This is a genomic window from Xiashengella succiniciproducens (assembly GCF_023674465.1).
GTDB lineage: Bacteria > Bacteroidota > Bacteroidia > Bacteroidales > Marinilabiliaceae > Geofilum > Geofilum succiniciproducens.
Window position 1 is genome coordinate 2,582,855 of record NZ_CP098400.1, and the last position, 18,295, is coordinate 2,601,149.

At 43.4% G+C, this 18,295-nt stretch carries 17 protein-coding genes; 12 read left to right on the plus strand and 5 right to left on the minus strand.

What is annotated here, in order from left to right; genetic code table 11:
* Positions 1-83: 83 nt before the first annotated feature.
* From M9189_RS10670 to M9189_RS10690, 5 genes are all read left to right on the plus strand, one after another.
* Positions 84-1,157: a DUF1573 domain-containing protein gene (locus M9189_RS10670; RefSeq protein WP_250723113.1), complete on the plus strand. Its 1,074-nt coding sequence runs from the start codon at positions 84-86 to the stop codon at positions 1,155-1,157.
* A gap of 163 nt (positions 1,158-1,320) precedes the next feature.
* On the plus strand, positions 1,321-2,448 hold the full coding sequence (meaB, locus tag M9189_RS10675; protein ID WP_250723115.1) for a methylmalonyl Co-A mutase-associated GTPase MeaB: 1,128 nt from the start codon (positions 1,321-1,323) through the stop codon (positions 2,446-2,448).
* 75 nt (positions 2,449-2,523) lie between these two features.
* Positions 2,524-3,612, plus strand: coding sequence for a TlpA disulfide reductase family protein (locus M9189_RS10680; protein WP_250723117.1), 1,089 nt, complete (start codon positions 2,524-2,526; stop codon positions 3,610-3,612).
* A 16-nt stretch (positions 3,613-3,628) separates the two neighbouring features.
* Positions 3,629-4,828, plus strand: a complete 1,200-nt coding sequence (locus M9189_RS10685; protein ID WP_250723118.1) for a M20 metallopeptidase family protein — start codon at positions 3,629-3,631, stop codon at positions 4,826-4,828.
* Positions 4,829-4,976: 148 nt separating this feature from the next.
* Complete coding sequence (locus tag M9189_RS10690) at positions 4,977-5,144, plus strand: DUF362 domain-containing protein (protein WP_250723120.1); 168 nt, start codon at positions 4,977-4,979, stop codon at positions 5,142-5,144.
* A 47-nt stretch (positions 5,145-5,191) separates the two neighbouring features.
* Here M9189_RS10690 and M9189_RS10695 read toward each other — a convergent pair whose 3' ends face one another.
* Both M9189_RS10695 and gldB read right to left on the minus strand, forming a co-directional pair.
* Positions 5,192-5,740, minus strand: a complete 549-nt coding sequence (locus tag M9189_RS10695; RefSeq protein WP_250723122.1) for a 5-formyltetrahydrofolate cyclo-ligase — start codon at positions 5,738-5,740, stop codon at positions 5,192-5,194.
* Between the two features lie 2 nt (positions 5,741-5,742).
* Entirely contained in the window at positions 5,743-6,744 is a 1,002-nt protein-coding gene (gene gldB / locus M9189_RS10700; protein WP_250723123.1) for a gliding motility lipoprotein GldB, read from the minus strand.
* A gap of 118 nt (positions 6,745-6,862) precedes the next feature.
* On the opposite strand from gldB, the gene M9189_RS10705 reads away from it, so the two are divergent.
* The 3 genes from M9189_RS10705 to M9189_RS10715 all read left to right on the plus strand — a co-directional run bounded on the left by M9189_RS10705 (position 6,863) and on the right by M9189_RS10715 (position 9,998).
* Positions 6,863-7,489, plus strand: a complete 627-nt coding sequence (locus M9189_RS10705; RefSeq protein ID WP_250723125.1) for a porin family protein — start codon at positions 6,863-6,865, stop codon at positions 7,487-7,489.
* A 34-nt stretch (positions 7,490-7,523) separates the two neighbouring features.
* Positions 7,524-9,212, plus strand: coding sequence for an NAD+ synthase (locus M9189_RS10710; protein ID WP_250723127.1), 1,689 nt, complete (start codon positions 7,524-7,526; stop codon positions 9,210-9,212).
* A gap of 78 nt (positions 9,213-9,290) precedes the next feature.
* On the plus strand, positions 9,291-9,998 hold the full coding sequence (locus tag M9189_RS10715) for a Crp/Fnr family transcriptional regulator (RefSeq protein ID WP_250723129.1): 708 nt from the start codon (positions 9,291-9,293) through the stop codon (positions 9,996-9,998).
* Positions 9,999-10,149: 151 nt separating this feature from the next.
* Here the strand turns inward: M9189_RS10715 and M9189_RS10720 are convergent, their stop codons facing one another.
* Positions 10,150-12,606 carry a bifunctional UDP-N-acetylmuramoyl-tripeptide:D-alanyl-D-alanine ligase/alanine racemase gene (locus tag M9189_RS10720; protein ID WP_250723131.1) on the minus strand — a complete coding sequence of 819 codons (2,457 nt, stop codon included), beginning with the start codon at positions 12,604-12,606 and terminating at the stop codon, positions 10,150-10,152.
* Between the two features lie 13 nt (positions 12,607-12,619).
* Positions 12,620-13,207, minus strand: a complete 588-nt coding sequence (locus tag M9189_RS10725; protein ID WP_250723132.1) for a thymidine kinase — start codon at positions 13,205-13,207, stop codon at positions 12,620-12,622.
* Between the two features lie 105 nt (positions 13,208-13,312).
* On the opposite strand from M9189_RS10725, the gene M9189_RS10730 reads away from it, so the two are divergent.
* The 4 genes from M9189_RS10730 (at position 13,313) to M9189_RS10745 (ending at position 16,482) form a co-directional block, all read left to right on the plus strand.
* Positions 13,313-14,071: a hypothetical protein gene (locus M9189_RS10730; RefSeq protein WP_250723134.1), complete on the plus strand. Its 759-nt coding sequence runs from the start codon at positions 13,313-13,315 to the stop codon at positions 14,069-14,071.
* Complete coding sequence (gene rsmI / locus M9189_RS10735; protein ID WP_250723135.1) at positions 14,068-14,766, plus strand: 16S rRNA (cytidine(1402)-2'-O)-methyltransferase; 699 nt, start codon at positions 14,068-14,070, stop codon at positions 14,764-14,766. The genes M9189_RS10730 and rsmI overlap by 4 nt, the downstream gene beginning before the upstream one ends.
* A 75-nt stretch (positions 14,767-14,841) precedes the next feature.
* On the plus strand, positions 14,842-15,717 hold the full coding sequence (locus tag M9189_RS10740; protein ID WP_250723137.1) for a Cbp1 family collagen-binding glycoprotein adhesin: 876 nt from the start codon (positions 14,842-14,844) through the stop codon (positions 15,715-15,717).
* A gap of 72 nt (positions 15,718-15,789) precedes the next feature.
* Positions 15,790-16,482, plus strand: coding sequence for a YjjG family noncanonical pyrimidine nucleotidase (locus M9189_RS10745; RefSeq protein WP_250723139.1), 693 nt, complete (start codon positions 15,790-15,792; stop codon positions 16,480-16,482).
* On the opposite strand, the gene dnaB is transcribed toward M9189_RS10745, so the two are convergent.
* Positions 16,479-18,029, minus strand: coding sequence for a replicative DNA helicase (gene dnaB, locus M9189_RS10750; protein ID WP_250723140.1), 1,551 nt, complete (start codon positions 18,027-18,029; stop codon positions 16,479-16,481). The two genes, M9189_RS10745 and dnaB, sit on opposite strands and share 4 nt — an antisense overlap.
* Positions 18,030-18,295: the final 266 nt, after the last annotated feature.

Here is an 18,295-nt window from a genome sequence, read left to right on the forward strand (position 1 = left end):
TTTTTGCGTTTAAGTTTGCATTAAACCATTGAGATAAAAAGTTATCCAAAAAAATATGATTCGTTTAATCTAATAAACTACCGATGAAAAAGATTGGTGTTCTACTTAGCTTCTTAAGCCTGGCATTTACATTGGCTGCACAAAAACCTGAAATGAGTTTTGAAAAGAAACTCCATGATTTTGGCAACGTTAATGAGGCAGATGGTCCAGTAAGCTATGTCTTCGAATTTGTAAACAAAGGAAAACAACCGCTTGTAATTCACAACGTAGTTGCATCATGCGGCTGTACTACACCCGAATGGACTCGCACACCGATACAACCCGGTGGCAAAGGAAGCATCAAGGCCACTTTCGATCCACGCAACCGTCCGGGTAATTTCAATAAGAGTATTACAATTACTTCTAATGCATCTACCCCTACTGAGATACTTAGGATAGTGGGTAATGTAGTTCCCCGTCCCAAAGGAATCGAGGATATTTACCCTAGAGATATGGGACTGATTCGTGCAAAATCATCCCACCTGTCATTTACAAGGATAGAACCCGGTACCAGGAAGGAAACCCGACTTGAGTTTATCAATACAAGCGACAAACCTGTAACCCTTGCATTTGAGAAGGTTCCTTCCCATATCACAATTAAGACAGATCCTGCAACTGTTGCTCCAGGCAAAGAAGGTGAAATCGTTGCAGTATTTGATGCTTCAAAAATTGATGATTGGGGCTTTGTTAGTTATCAGGTTAATGTGACTATCAACGGCCAGAAACCTCAGAACAACAGGATTAGCGTCAGCGCAACAATCGAGGAAGACTATTCAAATCTTAGCTCAGATGAACTAGCCAAGGCTCCTGACATCCAGTTTAGCGAGCCCAACTATGACTTTGGCACTGTCAAACAAGGTACTACTGTAGAGCATGTCTTCAAGATTACAAATAAGGGCAAAAGTGACCTGATATTACACAAGGTGCGTTCATCTTGTGGATGTACAGTCTCACAACCTGCAAAGAAGATTGTAAAACCAGGCGAAACAATCGACCTGCCAGTATCATTCAACACACACGGTCGCAATGGACGTCAGAACCAATCTGTAACGATCTATTCAAACGACCCGAAGAAAAGTACTTCATTATTAAGGATTTCTGCAACTGTAGAACAATAAACATAGTGCTATTGAAACCGTTAAGCCCCGACGCAGTAGCGCTGGGGCTTATTTTTTGCTAATCCTTAAGCGATGTTGTGCCCGGTTGAATTTATACCTTAACTTTGTGTTTCGCCAAAGTATTACCGATTAGTATTATTTTCAATATAACAAATTAATTATCATGCATTTCAACAAGGACCTTGAGCATATTGAAGACAATTCGGAATTCAAAGGTCTGAAAATCAATAAAGGGACCGAACAGCCTCCATCCGTCAATCCGGATGCGGCAAACCGTTTTCTGAAAATCAAACGTCGTGAGCTGACTGCAGATGAGTACTTTGATGGCATCAGAAAGGGTGATATCTCAATACTCAGCCGTGCTGTAACACTTATTGAAAGTTCGCTCCCCAAACACCAGGATATTGCACAACAAATCATACTCAAGTGCCTACCCTATTCAGGCAACTCAGTGCGTGTAGGTATCACAGGAGTGCCCGGAGCCGGCAAGAGTACTTTTATTGAAGCTATGGGGACCTTCTTGATTGAGCATGGACACAAACTTGCAGTTCTTGCTATAGACCCTTCAAGCGAAAGAACCAAGGGGAGTATCCTGGGAGATAAGACAAGAATGGAGAAACTGTCATCGATGGACAATGCCTATATCCGCCCCTCCCCCTCGGCAGGTTCGCTGGGTGGAGTAGCCCGCAAAACCAGAGAGACTATCATACTATGTGAGGCAGCAGGCTTTGACACGATCTTTATCGAAACTGTAGGTGTAGGTCAGAATGAGATTATGGTTCACTCAATGGTCGACTTCTTCCTACTGGTACTAATTGCAGGGGCTGGGGACGAACTCCAGGGTATCAAGCGAGGCATAGTTGAAATGGCTGACGGGATTGTGATAAACAAGGCTGACGGCGACAATATTCAAAGAGCCCAACTTGCTAAGCGTCAATATAGCAACGCACTACACCTCCTACCCGCAACTAAGTCGGGCTGGATACCGAGAGTGGAAACATGCTCTTCTGTTACTTCAGACGGAATTACAAGTGTCTGGAATATGATAGGAGAGTATCTTGATACTACCAGAAGCAACGGCTTTTTCGAGGAAAACCGAAGGGAACAGGCGACCTACTGGATGTTTGAAACCATTCAGGAAAGACTAAGAAACGACTTCTACCAAAGCGACATTATCAAGAAGATGATGCCAGAATATGAGGAAAAAGTCAAGAATGCCAGAATTAGCTCGTTTGAAGCAGCAAGAGAACTGTCGGAACTCTATTTAAAAGAAAAATTTAAAGACAGGTAACCAGTGCTTTATTAAGTAATTATCAAAAAATTAATCATACATTTACAACCTATTGAACAACTAATACAACTACTAATGAAAAAATTGTTTTTTGGCCTGGCACTGGTATTTGCAATGGCCTCCTGCTCAAGCGACAGTTATAAGATTTCCGGTAAGATTGAGGATGTAAGCGAAGGTACTGTTTATCTGAAGAAAATCGGTGTAGACAGCATAGAAGACATTGATTCCACTACCTTGAAAAACGGTAAATTCACTTTCACTGGAAGCGTTGTATATCCTGAGCTATACTACATCTTTGTTAACGAGATTGAGACTCCCATTGCGTTCTTCAACGAGAACAGCTCTATATCTATCACCGGGAGTACTAAGGATCCGCAAAAGGCTGTTATCAAAGGGTCAAAACATAACGACCTATTGGTAAAGTTTGAAGACGAAATGCCAAGCATTGAAGTATATGAACAACTCAGAGATGAGTATATGCGTGCACAGGCAATGGGAGATAACGCCCTTGCAGAAAGCATTATTGCAGATCTTCAGGTTGCAGCTGAAGAGAGGAAGAGCTATATCCGTGACTTTATTAACGCTAACAACAACAATGCTGTAGGTGCTCTGCTTGTAATCAATATCGCTCAAATATTCGAACAAGATGAGATTCTTGCACTTGTTGACACTATGACAACCAACCTTGGAGATCACCCCTACGTTGTGATGTTGAATGAAATGCTTGCTCCTCTTCGTCAACAACAACTGCTGACAGTAGGCAACGAAGCTCCTCTGTTTACACTTAAAGACATCAACGGCAACGACGTAAGCCTTGAGTCTTTTCGTGGAAAATATGTTTTTATCGATTTCTGGGCATCTTGGTGCCGTCCATGCCGTGAGGAAAATCCTAACCTGGTCGCACTGTACAAGGAGTTTGGTGGCGAAGACTTTGAAATCATCAGTGTTTCACTTGATGAGACAGCAGAGGAATGGATGGAAGCTGTTAAAGAAGACGGCCTTTCATGGACACTGCTCCACGATGCTGATGGCAGTGTAGCTCAGCAGCTGTATGCTGTTCAAAGTATTCCATCTACCTGGGTACTCGACCGCGAAGGAAAGATTATTTACAAGAATCTAAGAGGTGCAGAAATTGCATCAACTATTGGAGCATTGTTACAATAACAACACTCAGAGGTTTATGCCTATGTCAATAATCACTCCCGGTGAAGTACGGCAGATGGCTGCAGAGCTCTTTGGTGAAATAGTATCATTCAGAAGATGGCTGCACCAAAATCCCGAGTTGTCTTTTAATGAGCATAAGACCTCAGACTATATAGCATCAATACTAGACCGGCATAATATCCCCTATAAAAAGGGGATAGCCGGTACTGGTATTATTGCCCGTATCGACGGGCAATCAGGCAGCGGAAGGACTATTGCCCTCAGGGCAGATATGGATGCTTTGCCGATAGAAGAAGCTACTGGTCTCCCCTTTGCTTCAGCCAACAATGGTGTAATGCATGCCTGTGGTCACGATGCTCACAGCGCTTCGCTCCTGGGATCCGCAATACTACTCAACAGACTTAAAGACAGATGGGGTGGAACCATTCTCCTCATTTTCCAACCCGGAGAAGAGGTATTTCCCGGTGGTGCATCCATGATCCTCAAGGAGGGTGCACTGGATAATCCCAAGCCAGAATTTGTTATCGGCCAGCATGTACTACCCGAGATGGAAAGTGGAAAGGTAGGTTTCCGCAAGGGTATCTATATGGCTTCTGGAGATGAAGTCTACATAAAGGTACATGGCAAAGGGGGGCATGCAGCAATGCCCCACCGTCTCAACGACACTGTGCTGGCAGCATCTCATATTATCGTCAACCTGCAACAGATAGTAAGCCGCCTTGTGCCTGCTACCATTCCTACAGTTCTGTCGTTTGGAAGTATCGAGGCCAAAGGTGCTACAAATATCATCCCTGACACTGTCAGCATAGCCGGCACACTCCGTACCATGGACGAAGAGTGGCGCGCCCAAATCAAAAAGCATATTGAAAGAATAACCTCCTCAACTGCTGAAACATTCTCATGCAGGGCAGAGGTGGATATCAAGGACGGATATCCAATGGTGTTTAACAACGAGCAATTGACTCAAAGCGCAGCCAACCTCGCAAGCGAATATCTTGGTAATGAAAATGTTGAATATATGGATATAAGGATGACGGCAGAGGACTTCGGTTACTATACTCACCGCTTCCCATCTACATTCTATCGCTTTGGAGTTAAGCAGGATAAGGGCGAAACTGGTGCGCTTCACACTCCCATATTCAACCTTAACGAACAGGCTCTTGAAACATCGGCAGGACTGATGACATGGATTGCAGTTAACACCGTAAAACACTAAACATCAAAAGCCTGAGCCCAGCACAGCTATCTCCGGCAATTTATACTTGGTACAAATTACTCCATCCCTGTAATTCCATGCACAGGTTTTTTTGTTTACCAGAAAAAGACTATAAATTTGTACTATCAATCATTTAAATTTAACCGTCATGGCATACGTAATTGATGATAGCTGCATTGCATGTGGAACCTGCATAGATGAGTGTCCTGTTGAAGCAATAAGCGAAGGCGATATCTATAAAATAGATCCTGAAGCTTGCACAGACTGCGGTTCATGCGCAGATGTTTGTCCTACAGAAAGCATTCACCCTGCATAACATGCTGTGAAAAAAGGCCTGTCAGCAGACGGGCCTTTTTTTTTCTATTATTCTGGTGTTAGCACTCTGTCCAACCTTACGTCATGGGCTTCACAAGGAACAGACGGGAACAATTGAAATGAAAACCCCACTCCAATGGTCCTTGCATTTTTTAACCTGGGAAGCAGCTTGTCATAGTAGCCTTTACCATAGCCCATACGATGACCTTCTTTATCGAAAGCTGCTCCTGGCACAATAACTAGGTCAACTGATTCAAAGTCTGTAAAGGCTTCTCCTGCAGGCTCAAGTATCCCAAAAGAAGGACCTATCACCAGCTTGTCTTCTCCTTCAAAACACCTCAGCTCTAGCTGATCTCCTACTATCTTAGGCAATAAAAAGCGTTTCTGCCCATCCCACTTTCTAATTAACAGACGAATATCAACCTCATCAGGCATGGGCCAAAAAGCTAATACCGTTCCGGCTGACCTAAACAGTTCAAGTTCGCTAATCTGCTTAACAATACAGGCACTCTCTTTCTGCACCTGCTCATGCGATGCAGACTTCTTAAGTTCTCTGACAAGCTTCCTGAGCTCCTTTTTTTGAGCTTTTATATCCATAATCAGGGATTGTAACGGGCCTCCATAAGCACCTGACTGCCATCGTTGATTTTCATAAGATCTGCAAGCGTGGTTTCAGGATAACGCTTCATATACGACTCAACAATCCGGTATCCCAGATAAATCGCAGCACCACCAGGTGATTCCTGACCCAGATAATAGGTAAAGGGACTTTTGCCAATATATCTCTGTAATACCATTCTGTCGTTATCAAACAGATGTTTCTGCTCTACAATCATTTGCCACATATCCTTCTCGTAATTTCGCACCCATTCCATCTGGGTGGTATTGAAATCAAACAATGTAGTATCAGGAATATCAGGAATCATCTTCCTGACAAAGTACCTCATCTTACCCTCATAAATCATCTGATTGATAAGATCATCAGTCTTGCTGTTGTATGGATACTCAGTCATACCAATAGATAACATCACATCGGGAACGACCTTCTCGGGCGACATAAATCTCCTCAGATAAACAGGAATAGCTAGTCTCTCATAAAAGTCACAGTTCCGTCCAAGATATTTCTCAAGGCTGATTGATACCCATGAAGAATCAATCACGATTGACTGATTAAATCCTGATATATGCAGATATACATCCGGGATTAATGCTTCTGGAAAGTAGTACCGATAGTGCTTGAAGGCCTTCTCAAGCTTACTCCGTAAAGCGTCCCTGTCCTTGAATACTATATTTACTGTATCCAGCACCTCCTTATTTGGCTCATATGCAAGAAAGAAGCTCATGTTACCCACAAAATCCTCATCTTCCGTCGAACCAATCCTGATAATCCCCATGCTGTAAGCCTCAAGGTATGAACCATATTTCTCCTTCATACGTTCTGCTTCGTATTGAAAATTATCGGGAGCAATTGCAAACAACTCCTCATAAAAAGGGATTAGCTCAAAGTCAACTTCAATACCCTTCACATCGGGAGATTTGGTTCTATTGCACGAAACAAGGGTTGTTATCAGTACTAACGCTAAATAAAAACTTCTCTTCATGGCTTATTTCGTTTTAATATTTTCTCTTTGGTGCAATTATTGTGCTTTTCACTAAGTTTGCAACTAAACGGATTAAGAAACAAATCTAACAACTCGAATCCTAATTGACACGAAAATTATGCAAAAGTCAACCATTATACTGGTATTCCTTCTCCTGACCGGCTATGCAGCCGCTCAGTCGACCGGTGACACTCGCTTCACCTTTGTATTGTCACCCCAAATCTCATGGATGAAATCCGACATGGACAAAGTTGATAACGGCGGTTCAAAAATGGGCTACAACTTCGGACTATTAGTCGATTATTTCTTCGGTGACAACTATGCTGTTTCATCGGGACTTACTATTAATACAACAGGTGGTAAGATTAACTACATCATCACGGAAAATGACAATACTTTAGAGTCAAGACAAAGATACAATCTAAGGTACATTGAAATTCCGGTAGGTCTGAAACTAAGGTCTGAAGATATAAAGCGCATGAATATCTATGGCCGCTTCGGCCTTTCGCCTCAGTTGAATATCATGGCCAAAGACAATGACGATAATGGAATCTCAGATGAAGTAAAATTATTGGACCTCGGATACCATATCGGAGGTGGAATCGAATATTCTGTAGGAGGTAAAAACGCCTTGGTATTTGGACTCTTGTTCAATAACGGCTTTATGGACACAACCAAAAGAAACGGTTATAATGACAAGGCAATACTCAACCGACTTGTATTTGAATTTGGTTTTATATTCTAATCTTTCCTACTACTGATTTTGAATCTGAACGACTATGCCTGGTGAATTAATAGTGGCGTTGGCCCAACAAAATTATAAGATTGGTGACCTGGAAGGAAACAGCAGTAAAATAGTTGGAGCCATTGAGGATGCGAAGGCTCAGAATGTCGACCTAATAATCTTTTCCGAACTGGCAATTACAGGTTATCCGCCTCTGGACCTGCTGACACAGGAGAACTTTGTAAAAGCGGCTGTCGATGCTATAAGTGGAATAGCTAAACATTGTAATGGTATTGCTGCAATAGTGGGTGCCCCTTCAATCAACTACAACACCAAGGGTAAACCCCTGTTCAACTCGGCATGGTTTCTCAATGATGGTCAGGCAACTCCGGTTGTACACAAGACCCTGTTGCCTACATATGACGTCTTTGATGAGTATCGTTATTTCCAACCAAACAAAGATTTCAACATACTCAGTTTCAAAGGCCACAGAATAGCAGTTACTATCTGTGAAGATATCTGGGATGACCGTCCTGTTGACAAAAGCTTCGACCGTAATCATCTCTACACCCTGTCACCCATGCAGAAGCTGGCTGCCCTAAAACCCGATATGGCAGTCAATATCGCTGCATCACCCTTTTCCTATACCCAGCACGAAACCCGCAGACAGGTGCTCTGCAAGAAAGCGGCTGCTTACAATATGCCATTATACTATGTCAACCAGACCGGAGCCAACTGCGAACTAATCTTCGACGGAGGTTCAATGGTTATTGACAACAAGGGCAGAGTCGCTCGCAGACTTGAGTTTTTTAAGGAACAACTTTTCATAACTGATGGCAGCATCTTCGAGAAAGCACCAGAAGAGGCTGATGCAGATCTGCCTGAGGGTCCATGGCCTAAGGATATTGTCCTGATTCACAAGGCACTAATCTGCGGACTACGTGACTACTTTCAAAAGTCAAGGCTTAAAAAAGCTGTGGTAGGACTATCGGGAGGTCTCGATTCTGCTATTGTTGCAGCCCTGGCGGCAGAAGCACTTGGATCGGATAATGTCCATGGACTGCTGATGCCTTCTCAGTATTCCTCTGATCATAGTATAAGTGATGCTGAAGCTCTTGTTGCCAACACCGGCATCTCTTCAGATATCGTTCCGATAAAGGATATATTCAAGAGCTTCGAAGCAGCCCTGGAGGGCTGCTTTAAAGGACGCAAGGCCGACCTTACAGAAGAAAATATCCAGGCCCGTATCAGGGGGACTCTTCTTATGGCCTATTCAAACAAGTTTGGCCATATACTCCTCAACACATCCAACAAAAGCGAAGCTGCTGTGGGTTACGGAACTCTTTATGGAGATATGGCAGGAGGTCTCAGCGTTGTGGGAGATGTATATAAGAGCGATCTATACAGACTTGCTGCATATCTCAACAGAGACAGAGAGGTGATTCCGCAAAACACTATTACCAAAGCCCCATCGGCCGAACTAAGACCCGATCAGAAGGACTCGGATTCTCTACCTGAGTATCACATACTTGACCCAATTCTTTTCAGGTACATAGATCAAAACCTTTCTTTTAGTGAAATCGTAGAACAGGGCTTTGACAAAGACCTTGTTGCAAGGGTCCTGACTATGGTAAACCGCAATGAACATAAGAGATTTCAAACTCCACCGGTACTTAGGGTAAGTACCAAAGCATTCGGTCCCGGAAGACGAATGCCCCTTGTTGCTGAATACCGATTATATTAACGGATTTATTACGATTAAATAAGAAAATTTTATAACTTCGCATGCTTTAGAACAGTGTTTTAGAGCACGGTATCAAAAATGGCTGGATACAAGAAGACAACAGGCACAGAACCTTCAATAAAGGACATTTCACTAGTCTATAGCGTATTGACCGCTGAGGAGAAGGAGTATTTGGAGAAGAATCATACGGTACTGAAGTTCCGTAAAAACCAGATTATCTATCAGGAAGGGGAATACCCAACAGGTCTGCTTTGCCTGGGCTCAGGTAAAGTAAAGGTCTTTACTGAAGGTGTCGGTGGACGGGATCAGATTGTGAGGCTTGCCAAAGCACCTGACTTTATCGGTTACCGTGCCCTATTTGCCGAAGGCGCACACATTGCTTCAGCAGTGGTAATTGAACCCTGCGTAGTCTTCCATATCGAGAAGAAGGTTATTGAGCACTTACTACTCAATAACAACCGACTCTGTATGAATATCATTAAATCCTTTGCTTCCGAACTTGGCTTTACACGTTTCCGTACCGTTACACTTACTCAAAAGCATATCCGCGGACGTCTTGCCGAGAGTCTTATCCTGCTTAGGGATATCTACGGCTTTGAAGATGAAAAGAATACTCTGAATATTCACCTCTCACGTGAGGATTTGGCAAGTTTCTCCAACATGACCACATCCAACGCTATTCGTACACTGACCACCTTTACAAAGGAAAAACTTATTGAAGTAGAAGGCCGTAAAATCAGACTCCTCGATGAAGAAAGCCTTGAACGTATTTCACGTCTGGGTTAATACTCAATAGGATCTGTAGCTGTCCAGCAAACATTCTTCAACCATTTGCATTGGTCAATCGGCAATACATACGGCAATAACTATTACTCACAGGGGTTATATCCTCAAGAAGACTGGAAACAAATGCGTCTCAGAATGCAGAGCAGGAGCCCTATTCCCTGTAGTAAACCCGTTTCACACGACGGTTGATACCAGTCAACACCTCATAGGGAATGGTATTAAGGGCATTTGCAATATCCATTACACTTGGGGAATCTCCAAAAACCACTACCTCATCACCTTCCTTAACATTAATATCTGACACGTCAATCATGCAACTGTCCATGCAGATATTTCCAACTATAGGGACAAGAGTGCTACCAATTCTAACCATCCCCTTTCCATTGCTTAGACCTCTGTTAAGCCCGTCTGCATAACCTATGGGCAACACTGCTATCCGCCCCCCTTGCTTTACATGCCCCTTTCGTCCATAACCGATTGTACCACCGTCTTCAACTTCTTTAATCTGGGAAACATAGGTTTTAAGCGTCAGAACATTTTGCAGTTCGGTCTCACCTACCGAACTGATGCCATACAATCCAATACCAAGCCTGACCATTTCAAACTGATAATCAGAAAAGCGTTCTACCCCGGCTGAGTTTAGTATATGTCTTATAAAACTGTATCCCAATCCCATTTCAATAACCTTGCAGAACGAATCAAAGAGCCTGAGCTGGTCCAGAGTAAATTCATCATGCTTCTCCTCGTCACTACCTGCCAGGTGGGAGAACACAGACTTAACCTTAAGCATAGGCATCTTCTTCAACCTGCTTATTAGCTCTTTGCCATCACTTGCATAAAACCCAAGCCGGTGCATACCTGAATCCAGCTTTATATGTATTGGGTATGGCTCATTGCCAAAGGTATTAACAGCGTCATTAAAAGCTTCAAGAATTCTGTAGCTATACACTTCCGGTTCAAGACCATATTCAAGCATAAGTGCAAAGCTCCTAGGCTCCGGGTTCATAACGATTATCGGTGTATTGATGCCTGCCTGCCGCAGTTCCACCCCCTCATCAGCAAATGCGACTCCAAGATAATCAACCCTGCCAAGTTGCAGGGCAGATGATATCTCTATAAGTCCGCTGCCATAACCAAAGGCCTTTACCATGGCAAGGGTTTTCACCCCTGGCTTAAGTTTCTTCTTAAATACCCTGAAATTATTCAGTAGTGCATCAATATTGACCTCCAATACAGTACTGTGCAGTTTTAGCTCAAGCCGTTCTACAAGCCTTTCAAAGCGGAACTGACGTGCACCCTTTATAAGCACAACACTATCCTTAAAACTGATACTTCCAAGAGAGTCCAGCAGATCGTCAGTATCTGTAAAAAACAGAGAATTATCTGGAAATGAAGCGGCATATCGCGAAAGCTTGCTTCCCACACCAATAAACAGGTCTATATTTTTCTTGCTTATAATCTCAGCCACACGGGGATAAAGTAGTCTGTCCTCTATTCCGGTCTGAAACATATCTGATAGTATCAGAGTCCTGCCCTTATGCCTTCCGTTTTGATTTTGCTCAAGCACACTAAGTGCCAGTTCCAGAGTATTGATATCAGAATTATATGAGTCATTAATAATCAGGGAGCCGTTGATTCCATCCTTCAACTCCATGCGCATGGCAACAGGTTGAAGAGACCTAACCTGGCGCTTAATCTCCTCATCATTGCATCCTAGGTAAAGCATCACAAGTACAACAGGCAGTAGGTTCTCGACCGATATCCTGTCCCTGAATGGTATCTCAAGACTAATTTTGCGTCCCTTCCAGCCGAGCACAATAAGCTTTTCACGCTCAGCCCTGTCTTCTAAAAGTCTTAGTTCAGCGTCTTCTCCCCTTCCCCAGGTAAGCAACTCCACCCCTTTAAGCCTATCCCTGCTCCTGTCTAACACCTCCCTGTCATCACTACCCATGAATACGGTCTTGCATCCGGTAAACAACTTAAGCTTCTCATCCAGCTTCTGAATTCGCGATTCAAAATGCTCCTGATGTGCAGCCCCGATATTCGTCAATATTCCCAATGTAGGACGAATAATCCTTTCCAGCCTACCCATCTCGCCTACATAGCTAATTCCGGCCTCAAAAACGGCCAGACTTGTGTTTTCCTTTAATTGCAGCACGCTAACCGGAACTCCAATCTGACTATTATAGCTTCTTGGTGACCGGCAAATAATCTCCCTGAAAGACAAAGCCTGTCCAAGCCAATCCTTTACGATGGTCTTGCCATTGCTTCCGGTAATTGCAATTACCGGAATTGAGAATCTCTGTCTGTGCAAGCCAGCAATGGCCTGAAGAGCCTTTAATGTATCTTCAGCAAAAATAAACGAAGCATCCCTGAAATTGTCAGGCACCTGCCATCTTTCAGATACCACAAAATACCGCACACCTTTTTCATAGGCGGCTGGAATAAACCTGTGTCCATCCCGTGTCTCAGTTTTTATTGCAAAAAAAACGGCACCCTCAGGATCTACAATAAGACGGGTATCAAATACAGGTCTACGTACCTGGCCATCAGTGCTTATCTCAGCCCGTGCATTTAGCATGGACGCTATATCGCTGAATAAATACATTTGACTGACATTTTTATTTGGATTCGTTAGCTCGCAGCTGATCATAACAAGACCTGCATACTGCCTGGTAGGTATCACTTGCACCAAGTTCCACAAGTCTGGTACCCCCGCTACGACGGTACGAGAAATTGGCCAGGTCACCGCAATTAACACATATTGCATGGACCTTGGATACATACTCAGCACATGCCATCAGGTAAGGGACGGGACCAAAGGGTTTTCCAGTATAGTCCATATCCAGTCCAGCCACTATTACTCTTACCCCATAGCTGGCAAGAGTTGTGCACACATCCACAAGTCCATTATCGAAAAATTGAGCTTCGTCAATACCTACCACATCAGTATCTGAGCTAAGCAGAAGTATGTTTCCCGAACTCTCGACAGGGGTGCAACGAATGGCATTTGAATCATGAGAGACCACCTCTGTATCGCTATACCGTCTGTCAATAATAGGTTTGAAAATCTCTACTTTCTGTTGGGCTATACGTGCCCTCCTGAGCCGCCTCATCAACTCCTCGGTTTTACCCGAAAACATTGATCCTGCAATTACCTCAATCCAGCCGCGACTGCGACTCCTGTCCGATCTTTGTTCAAGAAACATTGTATACCAGATAGTAGTGGCTCAAAAAAGAGCCGAGTAAATTGATTCTTGGGTTTCTATCACTACATTTGCAAATGTAAAGAAAAAAGATTGTAAACGGTTACCATGGAAAGGGAAGCATTACTCAGCATTATTCTTCAGGACATTAAAGAACTGGAGACCCTTGTAGAAACATTCAGGGGAAAAAACGATATCCAGCAAGTTTATATCAACCTTGCCCGCAGCAAGGCTGAGGGAATAATTAAGGAGATTGACCTGCTTGTCGGGTTTAAGGAAACTGTTACTATCACTCCCAGAAATGAGGAGAAAATCCCCAAAACTGAGGATGTTACGGACAAAATTCCGACTCCAGAGATACCCCCTGTTGCCCCACCTCAGGAAAAAATCATCGAAAAAGTTGATACCCCCCTTGAAATCATCGAGGATACCTCTGAATCTCAACAAGAAAAGGCAGATATTCCGAAAGCGGCTCCTCTGACTGAATATCCGACCACATCTGCTTCTACTGCACCAAAAGCAAAGCCAGAGAGTGATTCCAAAGGAAAGACCGTACTTGGAGAGACGCTTGTTAAAGACAAGAAAGCTATTAATGACCTGCTTAGCAAACCAGAAATCCAGGATTCCAAGGTACAGGCACCGGTAAGCGATCTTAAGAAAGCAATAGGTATCAATGACAGGTTCCTCTTTATTCGTGAACTTTTTGGTGGTAACGCCCAATTTTTCAACGACAGCATCGAGAAGATCAACACTTTTACAAGCTTTGAAGAAGCAAAGACCTATATTTCAACCAACTTTAACTGGAAAGAAGGAAGTGAGGCCGAGAGTCATTTTATGCACCTGTTGAAACGCAGATTCACCAGATGAGCAGACAGTCAACAGCAGCCGGAAAACTATACGTAGTGCCTACTCCCATAGGCAATCTGGAAGATATTACCCTAAGAGCTTTAAGGATACTTCGCGAGGTTGACTTCATCCTTGCTGAGGATACACGTACCACAGGAATCCTGCTCAAACATTACGAAATAAGCACCAAGCTCATATCCCACCACAAGTTTAACGAGCATTTCACAGTCAGCAATGTAACCCGTCGCATAGAGGCAGGTGAAAATGCTGCACTCGTATCAGATGCAGGAACACCGGGCATCTCAGATCCAGGCTACCTGCTTGTAAAATACTGCATTGATGCAGATATAGACGTGGAATGCCTGCCGGGCGCTTCAGCCCTTATTCCTGCCGTGGTAGCGGCAGGATTACCCAATGACCGCTTTTGCTTCGAGGGCTTTATACCCCAGAAAAAAGGCCGTCAGAAGAAATTTATGTCACTTGCAGAGGAAAGCCGTACCATGGTTTTCTACGAATCTCCTCACCGTCTTGTCAAAACCCTTCAGCAGTGCGCCGAATACTTCGGAGAAGACCGCAGGGCTGCGGTCTGTCGTGAACTTTCAAAGGTACATGAAGAAATCAGACGAGGAACGGTAGCCGAACTTCTGGCATGGTACTTGGAAAATGACCCCAGAGGAGAAATTGTTCTCGTAGTTGAAGGCAAAAAGGAATCGTAGAATTGATTCCCATCCTCATAAATCATTTTAGTTTCAAAAATTAATTGGTGCAAGTCTGACTTAAATTTTACAACAATGAAAAAATCAGCATTATTACTCTTACTGTTGCCAATGTTTATGTGGCAATGTACTCCGGGCCCCTCAAAGACTGAGCTGCTTCGCGAAAAAGATTCTCTTTTGCTGGCTACAGCCGAAAAGGAAATCATGATCAACCGCTTTATTGAAAACCTTGGTGAGATCGAAGAAAACCTAAGGATTATCAAGGAAAAAGAAAATATTATCTCTATTCAGGCTGAACAAGGTGATGTTAAAGGTCATGCAGGTGAACAAATCAATCAGGATATCCAACTTATCTATGAGTTGATGCTCAAAAACAAGGAACGTATCCAGGAACTTGAAAAACAAGCTAAATCAGCAGGTGCAAACAGCGCCAAACTGAATAAGCTGATAGCAAGTATGGAACTTCAACTCAAGGAACAAGCAGAGCAAATCCTTGTACTGCAGGAACAACTTGCTGAACGTGATGTAATCATCGGCAACCTGTCTCAGGAACTTATTGGTCTAAGCTACTCAATGGATTCACTGCATCAGGTAACTGAAGCTACACGTGCACAACTGAACCAAACTACTGACGAAAAGAACACAGCATGGTATGCTGTTGGAACACGTTCAGAACTGAAGAGCAGAAGCATTATCACTCGTGAAGGCTTCCTTTTCTTCGGTGACACAAAGGTTTTGAAGGAAGACTTCGACAAGCAGTACTTCAACCAGGTTGATACTCGTACAGCTACTGAATTCCCGCTGTATGCAAGCAAGGCCAAGGTTCTGACTTCTCACCCTGAAGGTTCATTTGAACTGGCTAACGGACAAGAAGGCACCCTTGTACTTTATGTAAAAGACGCTGATGCATTCTGGAGCATTTCAAAATATCTGGTTGTTCAGACTAACTAAGAGCAACTGATAGTCAAGGAAGCTGTCTCAAAACCGGAGTTTTGAGACAGCTTTTTTTTATTATCTTGCAGCATGAAAAAGTACAGACACCTGTTTTTCGACCTTGATCATACGCTGTGGGATTTTGCAACAAACGAAAGACTAACCCTCAACGAACTATTTGACAAATACGACCTCCGACATTATTTCAAAAGCTTTAATGAGTTTTATGAGAGGTACGTTCCAATAAATGCCTCATTATGGGAGAAATACAGGAATTGGGAGATCAGAAAGATTGACCTTAGTATTGGGCGCTTTCACCAGACTTTCCAGACTGCAGGTCTCGATAATATCGAAATGGCCGAACTCTTCTCAAATGAGTTTGTCGCAACCAATTCCCAAAAGACAAACGTTGTTCCCTTTACCTTCGATCTTTTGGAATACCTGAAGCCCCACTATACAATGCACATAATTACAAATGGCTTTACAGAAAGCCAGAAGGTAAAACTGGAACGTAGTGGACTTAAACCTTATTTTAAGAAAGTCTTTATTTCTGAAGAATTAGGAGTACAAAAGCCTAAGGAAGGTTTCTTCGAATACGCACTTAAAAGTTGTAATGCCAAAAAGACTGAGAGTCTTGTCATTGGCGACAGTCTTGAAATAGATATCCTGGGAGCGAAAAATTTCGGGCTGGACCATGTCTATTACAACCCGTATTCAATTCCCCATGAAGTGCCAGTATTTAAGGAAATTGCCTCTCTTCACGAGTTGATAGGCTGGCTCTAAAAATCAGCGTCCCTTTCAAATCCTCGTCCAAGTCCGAAATCACTTTTGAGATCCACGCCACGGGAACCCGGCTGCTCGGCAGGTCCTTCATTCATCCTTGAACCAAGAGTCACCGGCTCTGCAAAATCATCCATGCCAAAACCGCCGTAACCTGAATCGCTATAATCTTCAAAGCGGATTACTTCAGGACGGAACCTCAGTCTTACATCGCCTGTTGCTCCGTTACGGTGCTTGGCTACAATAATCTCGGCAACACCTATCAGGCTGTTGCCTTGTTCATCCTCAGTAATCTTATAATATTCAGGACGGTGAATAAACAGTACCATGTCGGCATCCTGTTCAATAGCTCCTGACTCACGAAGGTCTGACAATTGAGGACGCTTACCCTCACCAGTACGTATTTCAACGGCACGGCTCAACTGTGACAAGGCAATAATTGGGATATTTAACTCCTTGGCCAAACCCTTGAGCGACCTGGATATCATACTAACCTCTTCTTGCCTGTTGCCTGGACGCATACCACTGGCATTCATAAGCTGAAGATAGTCGATGATTATAGCCTTAATATCATACTGCTTTTTCAGACGACGGGCCTTTGCTCTTAGCTCAAATACTGAAAGGCCCGCAGTATCGTCTATAAACAAGGGGGCTTCAATCAGGTCGGTTACTTTGTTGTCAAGCTGCAACCACTCCTGGTCTGTAAGCTTACCATTCTTGATCTTGTTGGCATCCAACTCAGTTTCAGATACAATAAGACGGTTGACAAGCTGCAGATTGGACATTTCAAGTGAGAAAATCGCGACCGGATGTTTGTACTTTACAACCATATTGCGGGCCATCGAAAGAACGAAGGCGGTCTTACCCATCGCAGGACGGGCTGCAATAATAACCAGGTCAGAATTCTGCCAACCGGAAGTAATCTTATCCAACTCAGTAAAACCACTAGGAATCCCACTAAGTCCATCTTCACGCTTACTGGCAATTTTGATATGCTCAATAGCTTCCGAGATAACACCCTTAATCTGTATGGCATCTCTCTTCATGCTGCCCTGAGAAAGCATGAACAGGGAGTTCTCTGCCTCTTCAAGCAAATCATTAACATCCTCAGACTCATCAAAAGCCTTGGTCTGTATAACACCAGAGATACGTATCATCTCACGTTGCAGATACTTCTGGTATATGATACGGGAGTGATACTCAATGTGTGCGGCAGAGGCTACCCTGCCGGTTAGCTGTGTTATGTAAAAAGCCCCACCCACAGCATCAAGCTTGCCCATACGGCGCAGCTCTTCAGTTACCGTCAGTATATCAATAGGCTGTTCGCGAGTGAAAAGATTGGTTATCGCTTCGAAAATAACCTGATGAGCTTCCTTGTAGAAGCAATCGGAATTCAGAATCTCAGATACGGTAACAAAAGCATCTTTTTCAAGCAGCATTGCACCCAATACGGCCTCTTCAAGCTCCAAAGCCTGAGGTGGAACCTTACCAGCTGCTACATCCAAAGCAACCCCTTTATCAACACCCTTACCGTATCGATTCTCCGCCATTTCTAATCTCCCTGTTTTATAATGAAGTGCGGCAAAGATACCAAATTATGCCGCCCGTTTCGATTTTGTTATACCTCGTAAATATACTAATTCCGAATCGCGAAAAACCAGCAAAATAATCTATCCCATAGCACAAAATGTCATTAACAACTTTTCAACAGACATATCAACATTAATATTTTCCAGTAATACCTGAATATCAAATATACAAACAAGAAAATTCAGCTATTTATCAACAGCACCAAATTCAACCATTGTTGATAACT